We start from the raw sequence: 18,124 nt of genomic DNA on the forward strand, positions 1-18,124 counted from the left end.
TGGACACTCAGATATCCGCGTCGATGAAGACCTGCCGAAGGAACGCCTCACGTTCACGCTGTGATTCCGGCAGATCGACATGTACGGCGTCAGCAGCGTCTTCGATGGCCAACCCCAACTGGACGAGGTCTTGGACCCGTTCCGACCGATTGTCGCCGTATTCGAGCGGTTCCTCGACGCGTTCAGCGAGGTCATCGTCCATCGAGACCCCGAATTTCGTCGTCATGAGTGAGGGGTATGCACGGTACACTATAAACCGAGGTGGTCTCGCGTGACGGTCGGTATCGTCGACTGTCAGCACTGTGGTGCGGCGACGCCGCTCGAGGACATCGTCTCGAACGGCGACGCTTGCCCCAAGTGTGGAACGGCGATCAACCCCGACGCGCCGGTGACGGTCCCGACCGAACTGGTCGAAGGGAACTGGGACAAAGTCCACGGCAACGACTACGAGCCGATCGACGGTGTCGACTTCGGCCGCGACGAGATCTCGGAGCCGGATCGAGACGTCGAGGCGATCACGGAGACGCTGTCTACGGTCGGACCAGGGGATGTCGTCGCGATCGATATCGGAGCGGCTGAGGCCCACGCTGAGGCGCCGCTGTACGTCCTCCGGCATGAACGCGATGTGGCTGGGTTCGCACACCGGATCAACCTCGTCGAGAAGCCACGAGAGGACAGCTGGACGCGGCTCTACATCACCGCCCTCGGCGATCCCGATCTCGATCCGTGGGAAGTCGTCTCGGCGCCGTACAACCTTGCCAACAACACTGCGGACATGCGCGACTTCGCATCGAACGGGTGGGTTGTGTCCGCCCGAGAGGCGGGTAACGAGCCCGGAACCGTTCCCACGAACCCCGACCGCAACGGAGGCGATACCCGATGACACTCATTCACGTCAACGACGACACTCTGCTGGAAGCTCACGAACAGTCCAACAACGACTCCCTCGAGGAGACGATCGACCAGGCGCTCGAACTCTTCGCCGAACTCGAGAACGCTGAGGAGATGATCGACCTCGAGAACGATCGCGAGGAGGTCGCAGCATGATCGCGACCACTATCACAAATCGGAGACGAGACACCTCGAAATACCTCCATGCACAGTGTACCAATCAGGCGCCGATTCGACTCCATATAGTGCATGGTACACACCCGAATCGCAAGACGGGATCCGATTTCGCCGGTTCCGAAAGTAGGCCTACAATCAGAGATAAATTCACTTAGCTCTAATAATGGGTAGATTGAAGGTCGCGGCGTCTGACGGGTGGGGTATGGGTGATTCGACGGATACGTCTCGGGCTGCTGTCAAGACCTACGTCCCGGCCTACCAGAAATCGGAGTGGCAATCCCACGCCGACGACCTCGATATGAGCCAGAGTGAGTTCGTCCGGACCATGGTCCAGGCCGGACGAAAGGGGTTCGACCCCGAGCCGAACGCCACAGCGGAACCCGATTCATCCGGCTCTGACCCTGGGGGTAACGCCCTCGAAACACAGGTCCTCGAGTTACTGGAATCCGACACGTACTCTTGGGACGAACTGCTCGAGGCAGTCGCCGACGACATCGAGTCGCGACTGGACGAGACCCTCGAGGAGTTACAGGCGGACAACCGGATTCGATACAGCGGTCGCCACGGCGGATACACGGTCGTCGACGGTGATGGCGATGGCGACTGAGCCGACCGCCGAGGCCCCCGAGGACGTGACCGACCCCATCGCGTACTTCCTCGACGACCAACGGTATCACGGCAAGAGCGAGCGTACTCTCGAGGCCTACGACCGGGTGTTGCGCCGGTTCGAGTCCTTTCTCGTCGAGCGGTTCGATACCGAGGCGACCGGCGCGGCGGGGCGTCGGGAGTGTATGGCCTGGATTCACTCGCTGCGCGGCGAGTTCGAATCCAGTACGATCGCGACCTACGCCTCCTATCTCAACCGGTTTTACGAGTACATGACCCGCGTCGGTGTCTTCGACGACAACCCGATGGCACTGGTCATGGAGGAGCTGTCCGAATCGATCGAGACGAACCCCACGCGGCGGGACATCTCGATCGCCGAAATGCGGTCGTTCGTCGACGGGATCGCCCACCCGCTCGAGCGGGCCGTCGTCGTCACCCTCTTGAAGACCGGGATGCGGGTCGGCGAGCTGTGCAACCTCGATCTGCGGGATCTCCACCTCGAGACGCCCCCAGTCGACCTCGAGTGGACCCCGCGGGTCGGCCTCGAGCAGCGGCCGGCGTCGCTGTTCGTGTCGTCGGAGCCGGCCCGCGCCACCACGGTCAACGGCGAGGAGCGGACGGCCTCGAACAAGCGAAAGCGCGAGACGGTCGTCCCCGTCGACGAGGAACTTCGCCGGGTCCTGTGTGAGTGGCTGGCGATCCGACCGGACGCGGTCTCGCCGGCGCGACCGCTCTTTCTCGACACTCGCGATTCCTGGGGCCAGCGGCTCACGCCGTCGGACGTCCGCTATCTCGTCGAGAAACACGCTCGAGAACGAGGCTGGTACCGAACCGGCGGCGGTACCGAGGAGAACGTGACGCCACACTACTTCCGGCATTTCTTCACGACCCACCTGCGGGACCGGACCGGCGACCGGGGGATCGTCCAGTATCTCCGGGGCGACGTCGCCGGCGACGTGATCGACACCTACACCCACAACTGGGGCGATCGGGTCCGCGAGACGTACCTCGACAGTATCTACACGGTGACGCAGTGACTGTCAGTGCGACGCGTTTGACGGGTCACATCGACGCTCGCGGCGGATGGCGATACACCGTTTCACTCGCGTCTCCACTCGTTCCGGCTCCGTTTACTCCGGGCTGACTCAAGATCTGTGTTGCATAGCCGACTCATGAATCCTATATCGCTATACTAATTGTCCCCGTCCGTTCGAAACGACGACCCACTCACCAATCGAACAGCTAGTCGCCGCCATCGAGCCGTCGGCTTCCGTGTAGCGACGGCTCGAGCGCTCTCAGATCGGCGCCGAGTAACGTGGCCGGCTCCGATTTAGTGACCGACGGCGAGTTCGGTCTCGAGGTCGCCGCCGTTCAACAACGAGCGGACGAACGCGACCGTTTCGGTCGTCTCCGCGGTGTTTTCCAGCAACACGGTTTCACTGGGGAATAGCTGCTCGCCGAGCAGGAGGCCGTGATCGCGTGCGGTCGAGCCGGTCACGGTCAGGTAGACGCCGAGGCCCGTCTCCGCGATCGCCGCCTCCTCTTCGCGACCCTCTTCCGGGTAGCGAAACTCGATGCCCTCGAGCGCTCGGGTTCCAAGCACTGCCTGGACGAGCCGTTCGTATCGCGGTTCGATACAGAGCGGTCCTTGGTACGCCTCGAGGAAGTCCCGATCGAGCGAGCCCTCGGACGGTGCGACTTCGGGCGTCGCCAGCAGCGTATGATAGACGGTATCGCCCATTCCGGTGACGACCTGCACGTCGGTATCCGAGGGGTTGATCCGGGCGTTGATGTCGGCGATCCGGTTCAGCGGCTCCGCTCGGAGTTCGACGACCTCCTCGAGGACCAGATCGGCGCTGTCGAACCCGAGGGCGAACTCGTGAGTCCGGAGCGACCGGAACGGTTCCTCGCGACCCACGAGTTGGATCGCCGCGCCGTCGGGTGCGCTCTCGACGTGGGAAAGCGGGATCGTGACGCTATCGAAGACGATCCGACGGGGCTTGCCGGCGCGGTCGTCACGCAAGAGCGTGTATTCGGGCGCGGTCGGATCGTCGACGGTGCTGTAGGCGGCGAGACGATGGTAAACGTCCTCCTCGTCGGGGTCGATCGTCCCCTTCGTGAGCGCCTTTTCGTGGCGAAGCGTCGACGTGATATCGTCCGCGAGGTCGGGAACGTCGAGCCGGTCGGCCAGCCGGTCCAGTACCGACTCGAGCGGTCGTCCCTTTCGCGGCACAGCGATCGGTATCGTCTCGCCCATCGAGCGACTGTCGACCGGCGACGGATAAACGAGTTGTGTTTCCGAGGCGAGACGCCGTCAGTCCGAGAACATCGACCCGAGCTGGTCGCGCCACTCCTGAATGTCGGTCACGTCCGCACGCACCGTCTCGACGTCGTCCGCGAGGTCCTCGATATCGTCCTCGAGATCCTCGACGTCGTCTTCGACTGACTCCACGTCATCCTCGACCCCGTCGACATCGTCTTCAAGCTCCTCGACATCGTCCTCGATTGATTCCACGTCGTCCTCCACGGTTTCGAGATCGTCCGCAACCGTCTCGACCTCGTCGTCGACGGACTCGACGTCGGCTTCCACGTCCGCGAGGTCGGCCTCGAGGCCCTCGACGTCGTCGTCGACGGCGTTTACCTCCGACTGGAGATCGCCGTTCCAGTCGCTGAGATCGTCGACGTCCGCGGCGACCTCGTCGACTCGCGAGGTGGTCCCCTCGAGTCGGTCGTCGACGGACTCGATCTCGGCTTCCAGTGCTTCGAGATCGGACTGGAGATCCTCGATGAGCTGTGCCCCCGTCCCGTTCTCCTCGAGGAACGTCTCGAGGGCGTCGGTGTAGGCGGCCACTTCCTCGACACGGGACTGGAGGTGATCGACTTTCGCGATCTCGGCACCCGTGGGCTCGACGTCGAGTTCGGCACGGATCGCCTCGAGATCGTCGTCGTCGACGTTGCCTTCGCGGATCTCGGTCGCGAGCCGTGTGGCGACGGAGCCGGTGAACTCCGGTGCCGGATTCGGGGCGGCGTCGGCCGTCGCGGCGGCGTCCTCGACCGGTGGCTCGTCTTCGATCCCGGCCGTCACACCGGCCTCATCGGCTGTCGAGTCGGCGTCGACCTCGGGCTCGGATTCGGTGGCCGGCTGCGTATCGGGCTCCGGCTGGGACTCCGCCTCGAGATCGGTGTCGTCGGTCGCTTCGCCGTCGGGTTCCTCATCCGTGTCCGCCTCGAGGTCACTGTCGGCAGTGGTTTCAGTGTCGGACTCAGCAAGGGATTCGTCGTCGGCCGCTTCGGAGTCCGGTTCCGCGTCGGCTTCCGCAGACGCCTCGAGCGCGTCGTCGGATTCCTCGGCGGCCGTGGCTTCGTCGCCGTCGTCACTCGCCGTCTCGTCGGCTTCGGTCGCAACGTCGGGCTCGGACGGGTCAGCATCGTCCGCCGCCAGATCGATTTCGGGCGCGTCGCCGGCATCGTCTTCCTCGGCCACATCGTCAGCGTCGCCTTCGTCGGCATCGTCGTCGATGTCGAGTTCGATCGCGGCGTCGTCGTCGGCTGCCGTCTCGTCGTCGGCTTCGGCAGCCGCTTCGGTCGCGGTGTCGGCCGCAGGGCTCGAGTCGTCGGCCTCGTCGCCGAGATCGAGATCGACGCTGGGCTCGTCCGATCCGTCCGCCGTATCGTCTTCGTCCGCCTCGCTATCGATCTCGAGGTCCTCGTCGGTCCCTATCTCGATCCCGCCCTCGTCGGCCCCGATCGAAAGGCCGGCATCGTCGTCAGCAGCCGTGTCCTCGTCGGGCTCGGGGATCTCCTCGTCGTCGAAGCCGAGATCGATATCCGGCGTTTCCTCCGTCTCCTCGTCATCGTCCGTATCGGCCGTCTCCGGCTCGGGATCGACGTTCTCGAGGTCGAGGTCTAGCCCCGCCGACTCGTCGTCCTCCGCCTCGGCGTCGGTGGATTCGGCGTCGGTTTCGGCGGCCGTTGTGGTCGTCTCGTCGGCCACGTTCTCCGCTTCGTCCTCGAGTCCCGGTACCGAGTCGGAATCGCCGGAGATCATGTCCTTGACGGCCTGATTGCGGTCCTCCGAGACGATGTTGCCGATGACTTCGTCGTCGACCTCGTCGGCCGTGTCGGCGGCGTCGTCGCGGGCGCTGAGATCGGCGATCGCGGGCTCCCCGAGAAACGCCGTCGCGAGGCTCTCGTCCTCGAGTTGGATACCGTAGACAGTCAGGAGCGTCTCGTCGGGCTCGAGGGTGGCCGTGAACTCGACGTGGTGGTCCTGATAGGCAGTCCACTCGTCGCTGTGATAGTCGGGATGGAACCCGACCTTGTCCATCGGGAACGATTCGGGGATGTCCTCGGAGAGTTGGAACGTGACCGGCTCGTCGCGGTCCGATTCGATCTCGAACCGGATCGCGGGGACGGGGAACTCGTCCGCTGCGAACGTCTTCCGGACGGTTACCCCATCGGCACTGACCTCGATCACGTCGTCCGTATCGGCGGTGCTACTCATATGAGACCAACGTTACCATACCATTATTATAAAACGTGCGGACGGTCCGACGCCTGGTTTCCCCAGCTCAGAGGTCGACGCGATCGCCGATCTCGACGATCTCGAGGTCCCGCGGGGAGTCGAAGCTTCGGGCGTGGTGGTGCAGCGTCGTCGGGTCGGCGGTCAGCCCCTTCCACATGTCCCAGTGGCTCGGGAGCAGCCGGTCGGCGTCGATGGCGGCGGCGCACTCGATGAGCTGGTTCTCGTCGTTGTACCAGCGGGTCCGTTTCGGCTCGCGGGTCTGCTTGTCCGGAATTCGGCCGATGGTGCCGAAAGCGAGCGCCGCGAGGTCGATATCGTACTCGTCGCCGAGGCGTTCGAACTCGTCGGTCGGTTTCGTATCGCCGCCGTGGAAGAAGGTGCCCGCGTCGTGGTCGATCACGTAGCTCACGGGGTGGGTCGCGTCGGGGTCGTTTGCCACCTCGACGTGGACAGTGAACTCGCCGATCTCGAGCGTGTCGCCCTCGGCGACTTCGGTCAGTTGCTCGTCCGAAACGTCCCAGTCGTCCGTCCAGGCCTCCTCCTCGCGGGCGACGGCGACGCTGTCATCCGGGCCGTAGAAGGTCGCACCCGTCGCCTCGAGGATCGGGGCCTGACTCGCCCCGTGAACGTGGTCGGTGTGTTCGTGGGTCGCGAGGACGGCGTCGGCGGCCGCGACGTCCGCGGGATCGAACGGGACCGGAATCATCCGGATCGTCCGTGGCGGATCCCCCAGGCCGAGATAGGGGTCGATGAAGACCGTCGTTCCCTCGCTGCCTTTCAGAACGAAGCCGTTACAGCCGAGATACCAGATCGCCACGCCGTCGGGGGTCGCGTCCGCGACGTCGCGAACGAGCCAGTCGTCCCAGTCGCTTTCGATCATACTCGAGGATGCGGACAGCGACCCGGTAAGTGTTGTCGTCTCGGCCGATGGAGCGTCCGCTATCGGATCGGGTTCGACGACCGCGAGAGACAGTCAGAGAGACGGACGGGCGGGGTATCGGCGGACGTGATCGGACACGGTTAGAGCGGGAACGGCGAGCGGCGGGCGTCCGGCGCCGCATCGGCGTCGGTACTGGCGGTCTCGATCGCCGGCGTCCCGTCGGTGGATCGAACCCACTCGGTGCGAACGCGCGGATGGCCCTCATAGGAGACCCGACCCGATTCGTCGTCGTAGCCGATCAGCGTGGCCTCGTGCAACAGCGGCAGGTGGACGTGAACGAGGGCGGTACGGACCTCGTCGACGCGGTCCTGTGGTACCTCGTGCCCGACTGCGTCGGCCTCCGCGGCCGCCACGGCCCGAGCGAGCGCCGCCGTCGTGACGGGCTGGTACCGATCGCCGAGTATCGCGAGGGTCCGTCGCCTGCGTTCGTCGGCGAGGGCCTCGAAGAGGGCATCGAGGGTGGTCGCCTCGAGGTCGCGGTTCGAGCCCGAGAGCGCTTCCGCGAACACGGTGTCGTCCAGCAGTTGCTCGTCGGGGACCCGAACGACGTCGTCGTCGTCCGTCTCGAGCAGTCCCGCGTCCGTCAGCCGCGGGAGCAGCTTGTGGTGGAGTTCGACGAGCGCCCGCTGCTGGTCGTCCGCCGAGACGTTGTGGCGGCGTGTATCCGCTGTTACTGCCGCGAACTCGGCCGCAAGATCGTCTTTCCCGATCCCGTCCGGCGATCGCTCGTGAACGAGCCGGAGGAGCGTTCGTCGACGAGCGTCGGCGAGGGCGGCGAAGCGATCGGTGTGACCGGCGGCCGCGGATCCGCTCGAGGCTGAGTTACTCATCGACTACTGGTCGGGGACTAACGGGCAAAAGGGTGCTTCCAAACAGATTTGGAATCAGTCCCTCATTATGGCCACTTTGCTTTACATTACACCATATATTGCTATTTAGTGCTGTACGTAGCGAGCTTTTTCGAAGGTAGCAAAACGAATGTCTATCACACAGTATTGTCAGACGAGCCTGAAACACGCCGACGCTGTACGGAGACAGAGGAAAAAGCGTTACCAGGTGCCGTGGAACGTGTCGAAGGAGAGTTCGTCCAGGGGCTTGTTGCCGACCGCGATCTCGTACTCGCCGGGCGTGAGCATCGGCTTGTGGAACTGCGGGCCGTCGTCGGTCGTGATCCGCGGACAGCCGGTGTTGACGAACGCGTCCATGTCGAAGTTCCGCAGGCGGTCCGGCGTCACCTCGTCCATCGTGATGAGGTAGGCGTCGTCGTTATCCTCGAGGATCTCCTGGGCCTGCTCCCAGCGGCCCTGCCCGATCTTGGTACAGAAGATGACGCCCCACTTCTCGGCGTCCATCGCGCGGTGGACGGCACCGTAGCGCTGTTTCATGAACTTCTCCGTGTCGGCGACGGTGACGACGTTGTTGACGGGGTCGGCGATGACAACGTGCTTGTCGGGATACTCCATCGCCAATCCGAGCGGGTGGAACTTGCCGCCGCCGACGTAGAGGACCTGATCCGCAGGGACGTCCGCGCTCGCGTAGTTACAGCCCAGGACCTGTCCCTCGTGGGTTAGCCGGTCGTCGCCGCGGCGGCTGTGGACCTCGTAACCCCGCTCCTCGAGGAAGGCAGCCATCTCCTCGTAGCGATTCATGTGCTGGGCGGTCGTCACGAGACCGACGTCTTCGGTCTCTTCCGGCGGCTCGAGGGTGTCGAGCGCGTCCTCCATGATCGGCGTGACCTCGACGTTCGAGAACAGCGGCACGTAGATCACCTTGTCCGTGTCCTTCATCGGCGAGTGGCCGAAGTGAACGAACACGTCGGTGCGTTTCATCAGATAGGTGTCGAGGTCGCAGGCACCGTAACAGGGCTGGCCCGAGAGCATGAACGTCACGTCGTCGTCGGCCAGCTCCCGGAGGTCGTCGGCGACGGACGGCCCTCGTCGTTTCAGTCCCTCGGGGAACTGCAGGCCGACCTTCGTGGCGTCTCGCTCCTCGATCGCGTCGACGATCGTCTCGAGTTCGTAGTCCCACTCCCGGTCGTGCTTGAGCTGCATTCCGGTGTTCCGGAGGTCCCCTTCAGTGTACTCCGACTCCTGACTCATTAGCACTGCTTGCGCCCACGAACGTATAACGCCGACGCTTCTGGTGGACCGGCTTACGACCGCTTGCGGACCCCCTCGGCTCGAGCGGGCTCGCCGTACGTGCAGGTCCCGAACGCGGCCCGGAAGTCCTCGCCGTCGAAGCCATCGAGCAACGCGTCCACCGTCCCGAGCAGTTCCTCGAGACGGTTCCCGTCCGATGTGTCGCGGTCGGTGTCGGTCCCGCATTCTCGGGAGCGTCGCCGGCCGCGAGAGCCGCGCATTCGTCGATCAGCTCGTCATAGCGGACCCGACACAGCAGTCGATCGACGGTCTCACACAGTGTGGCGTTCGAAACCGGTTCGGTGAGTTCGACGGCCGCCGTGCGGTCACGGTCGGGCTCGTCGTCCCCGCGAAGTATCGCCATCGCGTATCCCGCGCCCCTGCGTTCGACGGCTCGCGCGACGACAGTTCCGTCGGCCGTTCGCAGATCCCGTCCGATCAGGGCTACGTCGACGGCCTCGAGTCGCGCGAGCGCGTCGGACCCATCGGTCGTCGTCTCGACTCGGTACGCCCCCGTGAGCCACGAGCGGTACTCGGCGACCGCGTCGGGGTCGGTGGCCGCGATGAGAACGGTTCGCTGTGCGTCAATCATTATTCTCGTTCTCTGCTGCCGGCTTGGATATCAAACTATGGATACAACCAATACTATTTACATGTGTCGGCGTGTATCCAACCGGAACGCCCTCGAAAGCGATCGCGTCGGCCGATCGGCCGGGATGACGGTCCTGCCGACTTCGTTTTCCGTCCCAACAGTCATAGTACTGGAGCGTAAACAGGGGGTTAATGGCAGCGGAACAGGCCACAGACGGCTATCTCTTCGACCTCTATCGTCGATACATCGGTGAACCGGAGGACCGGACCGACGTTTACGTTGGGTTCGGATTGTTCCTCGGTGGGATCGGACTCGCACTCGTCGGACTGCTGCTTTTCCTGTGGGGGAACACCTACGACGCCCGCACCGCGGGTTACGTCGCGTGGGTCGGCCCCGCGTACGCGCTCGCGATGACGGCCCTTCCCGTGACGATGCTCGGTATCGTCGTCCTGTTACCCTCGGAGCGGCGGATGCAGTACGCCTCTATCGCCGGCGTCGCCGTGACCATCGCAGCGATAATCGGCTTCTTCGTGGCCTACCCCGGCGACTGGAACGGGTACGGCAACGACTACACCGTCCCGATCATCGCCACCTACGCCGTCGGGCTGGCTGCGATCACCGCCTCGACCGGGGCGGCCCTGATCGCCCACTACCTCGATATGGCACAGCAGGCCGACGCCGTCGCGGTCGAGGCCGACGACGACGACGATGAACCGGAACTGACCGACGACGAGATCCAGCAGGACATCGACGACGCGATGGAGGGCGTCGAACTCTCGTGGGGCGGTGTCGAGAAGACCGAACACAAGCGACTGAACTTCTCGAGCGACGATCTCGGCGATGTCGAGATCGACACCGACGCCGGGACCACGACGACCCGTTCCTCGGGCGTCGACCAGCAGGTCGCCGGTCTCAAAGGGCTGAAAGGCGGCGAAACGAAACAGACCACCTCGAGTTCGACGGTCGACGACCAGACGGCGAAACTCAAGGAACTGCGCGAACAGCAACGCGCGGAGGAACTCGCGACGGCCGACGAGGAAAGCGCCACCGAACGCGTCACAAAGCCCTTCGAAGGGTTGCTGAATCGGGTTCGTTCGCTGGTAAAACGGGATTAACGCGACCGTGCGGCAGTAATTAATTCTTACTTCGGTGCCGGTAAAGAGAGGAATTAATGCACATAGATTTATAATCCGTCGGTGGCCTTCCCCACACATGGCCAAAGGCCTGGACGTCGGTACGATGAACATCCTGTCAGCACAACAGGATGGGAACGACACGGTTTTCGTGCAACAGCGTAACTCCTTCGTCGAGATCGAGTACTCGGACATGGCCGAGCAGATGCTCTCGCGAAGCGAAGTCCTCCACATTCGCAAGGACGACAAGGTCTACGTCGTCGGCGACGACGCCCTGAACTTCGCGAACATCTTCAACAAGGAGACCCGTCGGCCGATGAAACACGGGATCCTCTCGAACGACGAGCAGAGCGCGATCCCGATGATGAAACTCATCATCGAGCAGGTCGTCGGCGAGCCCGCGTATCCGGACGAGAAGCTCTACTTCTCGACGCCCGCGGACCCGATCGACTCGGACCTCTCGACGCTGTACCACCAGAAGACGATCGAATCCTTCCTCGACGACATGGGCTACGACGCCGAGCCCATCAACGAGGGGATGTCCGTCATCTACTCCGAACTCGCGGACAACAACTTCACCGGTCTCGGGATCTCGTTCGGTGCCGGGATGACGAACGTCTGTCTGGCCTACTACGCGGTGCCGGTCATGAAGTTCTCGGTGGCCCGCGGTGGCGACTGGGTCGACGAGCAGGCCGCTCGCGCAACGGGCACGCCCGTGGACAAGGTCACCTCGATCAAGGAAGACGACTTCGAACTCGACTTCACGACCGACGTCGGTGGCGTCGAGGGGGCGCTCTCGATTTACTACGAGAACCTGCTCGACTACGTCATCGAGAACATCGTCAAGGAAGTCGACGAGGAAGACGTCGAGGAAGGCCTCGACGTTCCCGTCGTCGTCACCGGCGGGACCTCCAGCCCGAGCGGCTTCGAGGCCCTGTTCAAGGACCACCTCCAGGAGGCGAACATTCCGTTCTCGATCAGCGGCGTCACGCACGCGAACGAACCGCTGTACAGCGTCGCTCGCGGTGGTCTGGTCGCGGCCCGTTCCGACGAGGACGTCGATCACGACGACGGTGGCGACGAGGAAGCGGAAGCGGCGGCTGCGAACGAATAGCGACACCCCACAGTCGATTTTTTCGGCGACGCGGTCGAGCAGTCCCGACTCGAGTCGCTACTCCTCGTAGAAGCGGTTGAACGCGTCCCGCCAGGATTCGGGGTCCTCGCCGACCGGTTGGTGTTCGACGGGAACGTCGGCGAACCCACAGTGGGGACACGTGACCGTAGACGCGTCGCCGAGTGAGAGTTCCTCGATCGCTCCCCCACACCGTGGACAGTCGTCCATACCTGATACTTTCACGGGCCTGTCTTAACTCTATTCGAACCTCTCGCGAAACGGAGACGTCGAGGTGCCCGCTGGACAAAGCGGCCGCGGCCGCCGTCACACTGTGACGATACCGGGCCAGTCTGCGACCATGTATTACTACTACGCATCCAGAAAGCTTTTTGTATGCAGTCTATGTATTAGTGTGTAATGAGTACGACGTCCCCCAACCCCGCAGTCGAACGCTGTCAACCCGCCGATGCGACTCCCGTCTCCCTCAAGGCCGCGACCCTCGAGTCGACCGCCCCCGAGTACCTCCGCGATCTCAAGGCCACCCTGACCGCCGAGGGGATGGTGCCGGCCGAACTGATCGTTGAGGCGTGTTTCGACGCGGACTGCTCGCTGGCGACCCAGGAGGAGGTGGATCGGATCCGGGGCTACGTCCGGGCCGGGTCCTTCCTCGGCGTCGGCACGGTGACCGTCAGCGTCGGCGATGTCGCCGACCCGGAGAAGGTCCGGCCCGCGCTCGCGGCCTGTGCCGAACGCGCCGATCGAGAGGGGCTCGCCTTCGATCTCGAGGGCTCGCTCTCGCTCGCGGAATAAATGGCCGGCCCGTCACGGCGGACCCTCGCCCGTCGGCTCGAGTCGCTCGCGGACTTCGCCGACCCTTCGCCCGCCCTCGAGCAGTATCTCACCCCGGCGGAGTTGGCTGCCCACCTCTGCCATCTCGCCGGGCTCCAGAACGACCTCGAGCGGCCGGTGATCGATCTGGGGACCGGCACTGGGATGCTCGCGATCGCGGCGTCGCTGGCCGGTGCCGACCGGGTCGCGGGGATCGACGTCGATCCGGACGCGCTCGCGCTGGCCCGGGAGAACGAACGGACCGCGCTCGAGGGCGAGGGAGCCGCCGACGGCAGCGATCGAGCCATCGAGTGGCTCCGGGGGGACGTGAGCCGGCATCCGTTCGCGACGACCGGGGAGACCGTCCTCTCGAATCCGCCCTTCGGTGCCCAGCGGGGGAACCGTCACGCCGACCGGGAGTTCCTCGAGACGGCCAGCGAGATCGCCGCGGTCTCGTATACGATCCACAACGAGGGGAGTCAGGAGTTCGTCGAGTCCTACGCCGCGGACGCCGGCGGCGAGGTGACCCACGCGTTCCGGGCCGAGTTTCCGATTTCGAATCAGTTCGAGTTCCACACCGAGGCCGAGGCGACGCTCGAGGCCGAGGTCTTCCGGATCGAGTGGTCGTCTCGAGCGTAATCGGTCGCCGCGGCTGCAGTCATCGCTGCCGCGAACGGGAAACGAACTGTCGTTTGGTCGTCGGATACCGACCCCGGAACGGGCACCGCTCTCATACTGGCAACACGGAATTTCCACGCCCTCCCCAGCCGATTCACTCGCTCCGTTCGTCGCTCGTTCATCCCTCGCGCAGTGTCGACCCGCGGTTCACCGGTGGTTCACCGCGGCCCAGCGCGCGCCACCGCAGAGGGAGAGATCAGTAGCCGTTGTACGTCTCCTCGCTGGCGATGGCGACCCGCGTTCCGTCGGCGGCCGCGTAGATCGTCTCGTTCTCGCGTTCGAACGTCAGCCCGCCCGCCGTCGCCGTTTCGTTCGCGGCCGGAATCGCCGTCGTGGCGGGCTCCGTTCCGTCCGCGGTCACTGAGAGGACGAACTCGCCGCCGTCCGAGCCGACGGTCACGTTTCGGCCGGCGATCCGGGCCTCGGCCCGCGACTCGTTGGACTCGTGGGCGAGTCGCCGCTCCCCGCCATCGGGTCGAAGCCAGACCTGATAGACGGTGTCGTTACCGACCGGTTCCCAGCCGGCCCGCTCGACGTGGACGGCTTCCCGCCAGCCGGCTCCGCCGACGTAGACGGTCTCCTCGCCGGTAGCCGAGAGCCGCTGGGCGCTGACCGCCTCGAGCCACACCTGGCGGCGCTCGCTGGCGACGATCACCCCGCTCGACTCGAGGCCCTCGTCGCTCTCGATGGCCTCAATACCGACCCCCGAGACGAGCCCGTTGGGAACACCCTCGACGTACTCGACCGTGTAGTCCTCGATCTGTACCGCGGTCTCCGTGGTCGCGCTCGCGTCCTCGACGACGAGGAAGTTGGCGGGGACGGCGACGCCGGCCAACAGCGCGAGGACGCCGATCACCGCGAGGACGGCCACCTGCTTTCGGGACAGCGCCGCCAGCGAGCCGCCGTCAGCCGCTCGGTCCCGGGTACCGCCGGCGAGTTCGCGAACCCGCTCGAGGCGGTCGTTACCGGGCCGGTCGTCGCCGTCGTCGGCGCGGGCCAACTCGAGGGGCCGGTCGATCGCACGGTCGCCGTCCGTCTCGAAAGCGTCCGGCGCTGATCCGGGGACCGCCTTCGCGAGCCGTCGCGGGACCGCCGGCCGCTCGGAGGCAGTGACCGCGAGGGTGACGACCAGTGCGAGGACGGCCACGACGACCACGCCCGGTCCCTGATAGAGGAGATACGTGTTCTCACCCCCGAACCAGTAGATCGCCCACAGTCCCTTCGCGAAGCCGAACAGGAGGACGGCCAGCCAGAGCCGCAGCGGGTCCGGGCGTCGTCCCCGTCGCTCGAGCAGAACGATCCCGAGGACGAACCCGACGAAAAGCCCCAGTGCGTGGCCCTGAATCGCGATGCCGGCCCACGACGGTGCCGACGGCGGACTGGGTTGTGCGGTGTAGACGTAGATCGGGTTCTGCAGCGCGGAGTACAGGCGCAAAATTGCACCCTGAATGCCGAGCGTGGCGACGATCGTCACGATCGGGTAGTGAACGATAGCGAAGCCGGCGAAGGCAAAGACCACGCCCGAGAAGCCGATCACGGGGCCGAGCGCGAACAGGCTCGTCGCCAATCCGACCGCGATGACGGCCAGGGGAAAGCAGACGAAGGCCCGGACTCGCGGGTTCCGGTACAGCGAGCCGGCCCGTCCCGCGGCGGCATCGGCTGCCGCGTTGCCGTCGGTCGGATAGTGACCCCAGGCGTACTCGGCGAGCGGTGCGACGACGATCGTCCCGGCCAGATTTCCGAGCAGGTGACTCGGCCCCGCGTGGGAGAACGACGCCGTGATCATCCCCAGCGGGTAGAAATACGACCACGTCCGGAAGGGGATCGTCACCGGGTCGTCGAAGTCCGTGATCCCGCCCTGGACGAACAGATAGACCGCGAGAACGACGGCGATCACGAGCAGCGAGCCCCACGGCACGCCGAGGACGAACCGCGACCGGAGGCGGTCGCGCCAGCGTCGCGCCGGCCGGTGGAGTCGCCTGACGACCGCGACCGACCCGAGCAGCGTCGCGGCGACGAGGACCGTCAACAGGGCCGCAACCGAAACCATATCGCGTGGTTCGAACGGGGGCGTATAGTGATTTGCCTTCGGCGAACCGTCGGCGTTGCGTCGTCCGCCCCCGATCTCGAGGCGGCGGTGGGACGGCCGCGGCCGACCGTACAACGGCCGCTTCGAAAGGTACAAGCGGCCGACGGTCGGACCCATACAGCATGGAACTGCGGGTCACCGAGAGTACCGACGACGAACTCTCGATCGAGATCGCCGGCGAGGATCACACCTTCATGAACGTACTCAAGGGCGCCTTGCTCGAACACGACGACGTGAGCGCGGCGACCTACGACGTCAACCCCGAACAGTCGGGCGGCCAGACCGAGCCGATCCTGACGATCAAGACCGAGGGCGGGGCCGACCCGCTCGAGTGCCTCGAGGAGGCGGCGGTCACCGTCCGCGAGAAGTCGACGGCGTTTCGCGACGCGTTCGAAGCGGCGGCCTGAAGCGGGTCGAGGACTCGATCGAACAGTCGTCACGGCTGCGTTTTCGTATCGTTTGCGACGGACCGAGAGCCGAGTCCGAACTCAACACGCCACGTAGAAGACGTACACGTCGTCGTTTGGTGCGACGTGGATGTCCATTCCTTCGGCGTCGTACCCGGTACGGACGTTGTCGCCGAACTGCGAGGTGAGCAGTCCGTCGGCGATGTCGGCGGCCAGGGCCGACTCGTTTCCGTACTCCGCGAGCGAGAGGTCCGACACGACAAGCGGTGCGCCGACGACCCGAGCGTTGCCACAGTCGTGCCCGAACTCGTCGGGATCTGCCGCGCCGGGCTCTCTGTCTCCGAACTCGGCGGCGACGAGTCTGCGGTTCCGGTGTTCCGCGAAGGCCGCCAGCCCGTCGTCGTATCGCCGCCCGTCCGATCCGCCGCGCTCGTCCTCGAGTCGGTCGTGAACCTCGGTCTCGGTCGTCTCGAAATCCAGCCCGGCCGCTTCGTCGGCCTGGCCCGGCGCGTCGGGCGGCGAGGGCGGGCCGATCCCGGGCAGGATCGACGGCGAAACGATCCCCGTCGCGAACAGCGCGACGACGACGCCGATGACGGCGAAGATCGGCAGATAGGGCGTGGCGACCTCGAGCCAGCTCGGCGTCTCGAGGTCCCGCTCGACCCCCGCGTAGGTCTGCTCGACCCGCTCGAGGTCGGGGTTGCCACAGCGCGAACACGGCGGGGTGTTCCGGACGTGTTCCCGACCGCAGTTCGTGCAGGCCCAGACGTAGTCCGGGCCGGTCTCGACGGTCCCCGACGGGATCGGTTCGCTGCCGCCGCGGTCGCCGCCGCTGTGGTCGTCGGTGTCGTCGACCCGGACGATCGCCTTCTCGAAGGCGTTGTGGCCACAGTTGTCACAGGGCGGGTCGTTTTCCGCGTGCGGTTTGCCACACCGCGTACACCGCCATTTCACTGTTCGAACGGCAGGACTGCGAAGGCATAAGCGTACTGGGGAGTCGAGCGAGCGACTGCTGATCCCCGTTCGAGTTCGCCGATTCGACCCTCACCCGACGCACCGATACCGGATCCGTTGACATTCTCCGGTCGGAATCGGCGAGCGAACCGGACGTTAGCACGCCGCGTAGAAGACGTAGATCGATCCGTCGACGACGTGGATGTCGAGCCCCTCGCCGTCGTATCCGGTGCCGGTAACCTGATCGCTCGGGGCCATAACCACCGCGAGGTCCGCCGCGAGCGATTCCGCGTCGTCGTAGTCGGTCACCGAGAAGCGGACCGGTACCCTGCCGGCGGTCGGTTCGCCACGGCAGTCGACACCGAAGTCACTCGAGTCGACTGGGTCCGCGTCCCTGCCCTCGTACTCGTGGGCCACGAACGCTCGGTTGTGGTACTCCGCGTACGCCGCGAGGCCGTCGTCGTACGCCCGCGCGTATTCTCGGTCCGCCTCGAGGCGTTCGTGGACCAGTTCTTCGGTCGCTTCGAGGTCGATACCGGCCGCTTCGCCGCCGCTTCCAGGGGCATCGGGTGGCGACGGCTGACCGATTCCGGGAAGCATCGATGGCGAGACGATTCCCGTCGCAAACAGCGCCGCGATCAGGACGACGACGGCGACCACGGGTAGGTACGGTTTCGCGACTCCCAGCCAGCCCGGGACATCGAGATCGTTTTCCACGGCATCGTACGTCTGCTCGGTCTTCTCGAGGGTCGGATTGCCACAGCGCGAGCAGGGCGGATTGTGTTTGACGTGTTCACGACCGCAGTCCGTACAGGTCCAGACGTATGTCGGCCCCGTGTCGATCCCCTCGGTCGGCGACTCCCTCGCCTCGTCGCTCCCCTCTCGGACGACCGCCTTCTCGAAGGCGTTGTGACCGCACTCGTCACAGGGCGGATCGTTTTCCGCGTGCGGTTTGCCACACCACGCACACCGCCATTTCATCAACCCTATATGTATAATAAAATAATATAAATATGCCGATAGGGGACGGAGCGGACAGATCGAACGGGAGT

20 protein-coding genes are annotated in these 18,124 nt (G+C 65.1%); 9 read left to right on the forward strand and 11 right to left on the reverse strand.

Annotated features, from left to right (window positions below):
• Positions 1 to 7: 7 nt before the first annotated feature.
• Positions 8 to 226 (reverse strand): hypothetical protein, encoded by a 219-nt coding sequence (locus tag NP511_RS02270; RefSeq protein ID WP_049964246.1) that lies wholly within the window; start codon positions 224 to 226, stop codon positions 8 to 10.
• 45 nt (positions 227 to 271) lie between these two features.
• Between NP511_RS02270 and NP511_RS02275 the strand changes: the two genes are divergently transcribed.
• The 4 genes from NP511_RS02275 to NP511_RS02290 all read left to right on the forward strand — a co-directional run bounded on the left by NP511_RS02275 (position 272) and on the right by NP511_RS02290 (position 2,711).
• Positions 272 to 883, forward strand: a complete 612-nt coding sequence (locus tag NP511_RS02275) for a zinc ribbon domain-containing protein (protein WP_049964247.1) — start codon at positions 272 to 274, stop codon at positions 881 to 883.
• Positions 880 to 1,047 (forward strand): hypothetical protein, encoded by a 168-nt coding sequence (locus NP511_RS02280; RefSeq protein ID WP_158413744.1) that lies wholly within the window; start codon positions 880 to 882, stop codon positions 1,045 to 1,047. The genes NP511_RS02275 and NP511_RS02280 overlap by 4 nt, the downstream gene beginning before the upstream one ends.
• Before the next feature lie 223 nt (positions 1,048 to 1,270).
• Complete coding sequence (locus tag NP511_RS02285; RefSeq protein WP_049964248.1) at positions 1,271 to 1,675, forward strand: DUF5805 domain-containing protein; 405 nt, start codon at positions 1,271 to 1,273, stop codon at positions 1,673 to 1,675.
• Positions 1,665 to 2,711, forward strand: coding sequence for a tyrosine-type recombinase/integrase (locus tag NP511_RS02290; protein WP_049964553.1), 1,047 nt, complete (start codon positions 1,665 to 1,667; stop codon positions 2,709 to 2,711). Before NP511_RS02285 ends, NP511_RS02290 begins: the two co-directional genes overlap by 11 nt.
• A 293-nt stretch (positions 2,712 to 3,004) precedes the next feature.
• On the opposite strand, the gene NP511_RS02295 is transcribed toward NP511_RS02290, so the two are convergent.
• From NP511_RS02295 to NP511_RS02320, 6 genes are all read right to left on the reverse strand, one after another.
• The gene (locus NP511_RS02295; protein WP_006648718.1) at positions 3,005 to 3,931 is read right to left on the reverse strand and encodes a phosphoribosyltransferase HisG-related protein; all 927 of its coding nucleotides are present in this window, start codon (positions 3,929 to 3,931) and stop codon (positions 3,005 to 3,007) included.
• 57 nt (positions 3,932 to 3,988) lie between these two features.
• On the reverse strand, positions 3,989 to 6,178 hold the full coding sequence (locus NP511_RS02300; protein ID WP_049964249.1) for a midas domain-containing protein: 2,190 nt from the start codon (positions 6,176 to 6,178) through the stop codon (positions 3,989 to 3,991).
• A 67-nt stretch (positions 6,179 to 6,245) separates the two neighbouring features.
• Positions 6,246 to 7,079, reverse strand: a complete 834-nt coding sequence (locus NP511_RS02305; RefSeq protein WP_049964250.1) for an MBL fold metallo-hydrolase — start codon at positions 7,077 to 7,079, stop codon at positions 6,246 to 6,248.
• A gap of 140 nt (positions 7,080 to 7,219) precedes the next feature.
• Positions 7,220 to 7,969, reverse strand: a complete 750-nt coding sequence (locus NP511_RS02310; RefSeq protein ID WP_084158213.1) for a DUF7344 domain-containing protein — start codon at positions 7,967 to 7,969, stop codon at positions 7,220 to 7,222.
• Between the two features lie 219 nt (positions 7,970 to 8,188).
• Positions 8,189 to 9,238 carry a diphthamide biosynthesis enzyme Dph2 gene (dph2, locus tag NP511_RS02315; protein WP_006648721.1) on the reverse strand — a complete coding sequence of 350 codons (1,050 nt, stop codon included), beginning with the start codon at positions 9,236 to 9,238 and terminating at the stop codon, positions 8,189 to 8,191.
• Between the two features lie 53 nt (positions 9,239 to 9,291).
• Positions 9,292 to 9,498, reverse strand: a complete 207-nt coding sequence (locus NP511_RS02320) for a hypothetical protein (RefSeq protein WP_233274291.1) — start codon at positions 9,496 to 9,498, stop codon at positions 9,292 to 9,294.
• Positions 9,499 to 10,060: 562 nt separating this feature from the next.
• On the opposite strand from NP511_RS02320, the gene NP511_RS02325 reads away from it, so the two are divergent.
• The gene (locus NP511_RS02325; protein WP_049964251.1) at positions 10,061 to 10,984 is read left to right on the forward strand and encodes a cell division protein CdpA domain-containing protein; all 924 of its coding nucleotides are present in this window, start codon (positions 10,061 to 10,063) and stop codon (positions 10,982 to 10,984) included.
• 97 nt (positions 10,985 to 11,081) lie between these two features.
• Positions 11,082 to 12,116, forward strand: coding sequence for a disk-shape morphogenesis protein volactin (locus NP511_RS02330; RefSeq protein ID WP_049964252.1), 1,035 nt, complete (start codon positions 11,082 to 11,084; stop codon positions 12,114 to 12,116).
• Between the two features lie 57 nt (positions 12,117 to 12,173).
• Here NP511_RS02330 and NP511_RS02335 read toward each other — a convergent pair whose 3' ends face one another.
• Entirely contained in the window at positions 12,174 to 12,344 is a 171-nt protein-coding gene (locus tag NP511_RS02335; protein WP_006180859.1) for a zinc finger domain-containing protein, read from the reverse strand.
• Between the two features lie 189 nt (positions 12,345 to 12,533).
• On the opposite strand from NP511_RS02335, the gene NP511_RS02340 reads away from it, so the two are divergent.
• The gene (locus NP511_RS02340; RefSeq protein ID WP_049964253.1) at positions 12,534 to 12,926 is read left to right on the forward strand and encodes a DUF7961 family protein; all 393 of its coding nucleotides are present in this window, start codon (positions 12,534 to 12,536) and stop codon (positions 12,924 to 12,926) included.
• Positions 12,927 to 13,583: an METTL5 family protein gene (locus tag NP511_RS02345; protein WP_049964254.1), complete on the forward strand. Its 657-nt coding sequence runs from the start codon at positions 12,927 to 12,929 to the stop codon at positions 13,581 to 13,583.
• A gap of 235 nt (positions 13,584 to 13,818) precedes the next feature.
• On the opposite strand, the gene NP511_RS02350 is transcribed toward NP511_RS02345, so the two are convergent.
• Entirely contained in the window at positions 13,819 to 15,672 is a 1,854-nt protein-coding gene (locus NP511_RS02350) for a rhomboid family intramembrane serine protease (protein ID WP_049964554.1), read from the reverse strand.
• A 161-nt stretch (positions 15,673 to 15,833) separates the two neighbouring features.
• On the opposite strand from NP511_RS02350, the gene NP511_RS02355 reads away from it, so the two are divergent.
• A complete protein-coding gene (locus tag NP511_RS02355) occupies positions 15,834 to 16,118 on the forward strand; it encodes a DNA-directed RNA polymerase subunit L (protein ID WP_006648728.1) in 285 nt (94 codons plus the stop codon).
• 81 nt (positions 16,119 to 16,199) lie between these two features.
• Here NP511_RS02355 and NP511_RS02360 read toward each other — a convergent pair whose 3' ends face one another.
• Both NP511_RS02360 and NP511_RS02365 read right to left on the reverse strand, forming a co-directional pair.
• A complete protein-coding gene (locus tag NP511_RS02360) occupies positions 16,200 to 17,072 on the reverse strand; it encodes a hypothetical protein (protein WP_049964255.1) in 873 nt (290 codons plus the stop codon).
• A gap of 156 nt (positions 17,073 to 17,228) precedes the next feature.
• Positions 17,229 to 18,053 (reverse strand): hypothetical protein, encoded by an 825-nt coding sequence (locus NP511_RS02365; RefSeq protein ID WP_049964256.1) that lies wholly within the window; start codon positions 18,051 to 18,053, stop codon positions 17,229 to 17,231.
• Positions 18,054 to 18,124: the final 71 nt, after the last annotated feature.

Source organism: Natrinema thermotolerans, from assembly GCF_031165565.1.
GTDB classification, from domain to species: Archaea; Halobacteriota; Halobacteria; order Halobacteriales; family Natrialbaceae; genus Natrinema; species Natrinema thermotolerans.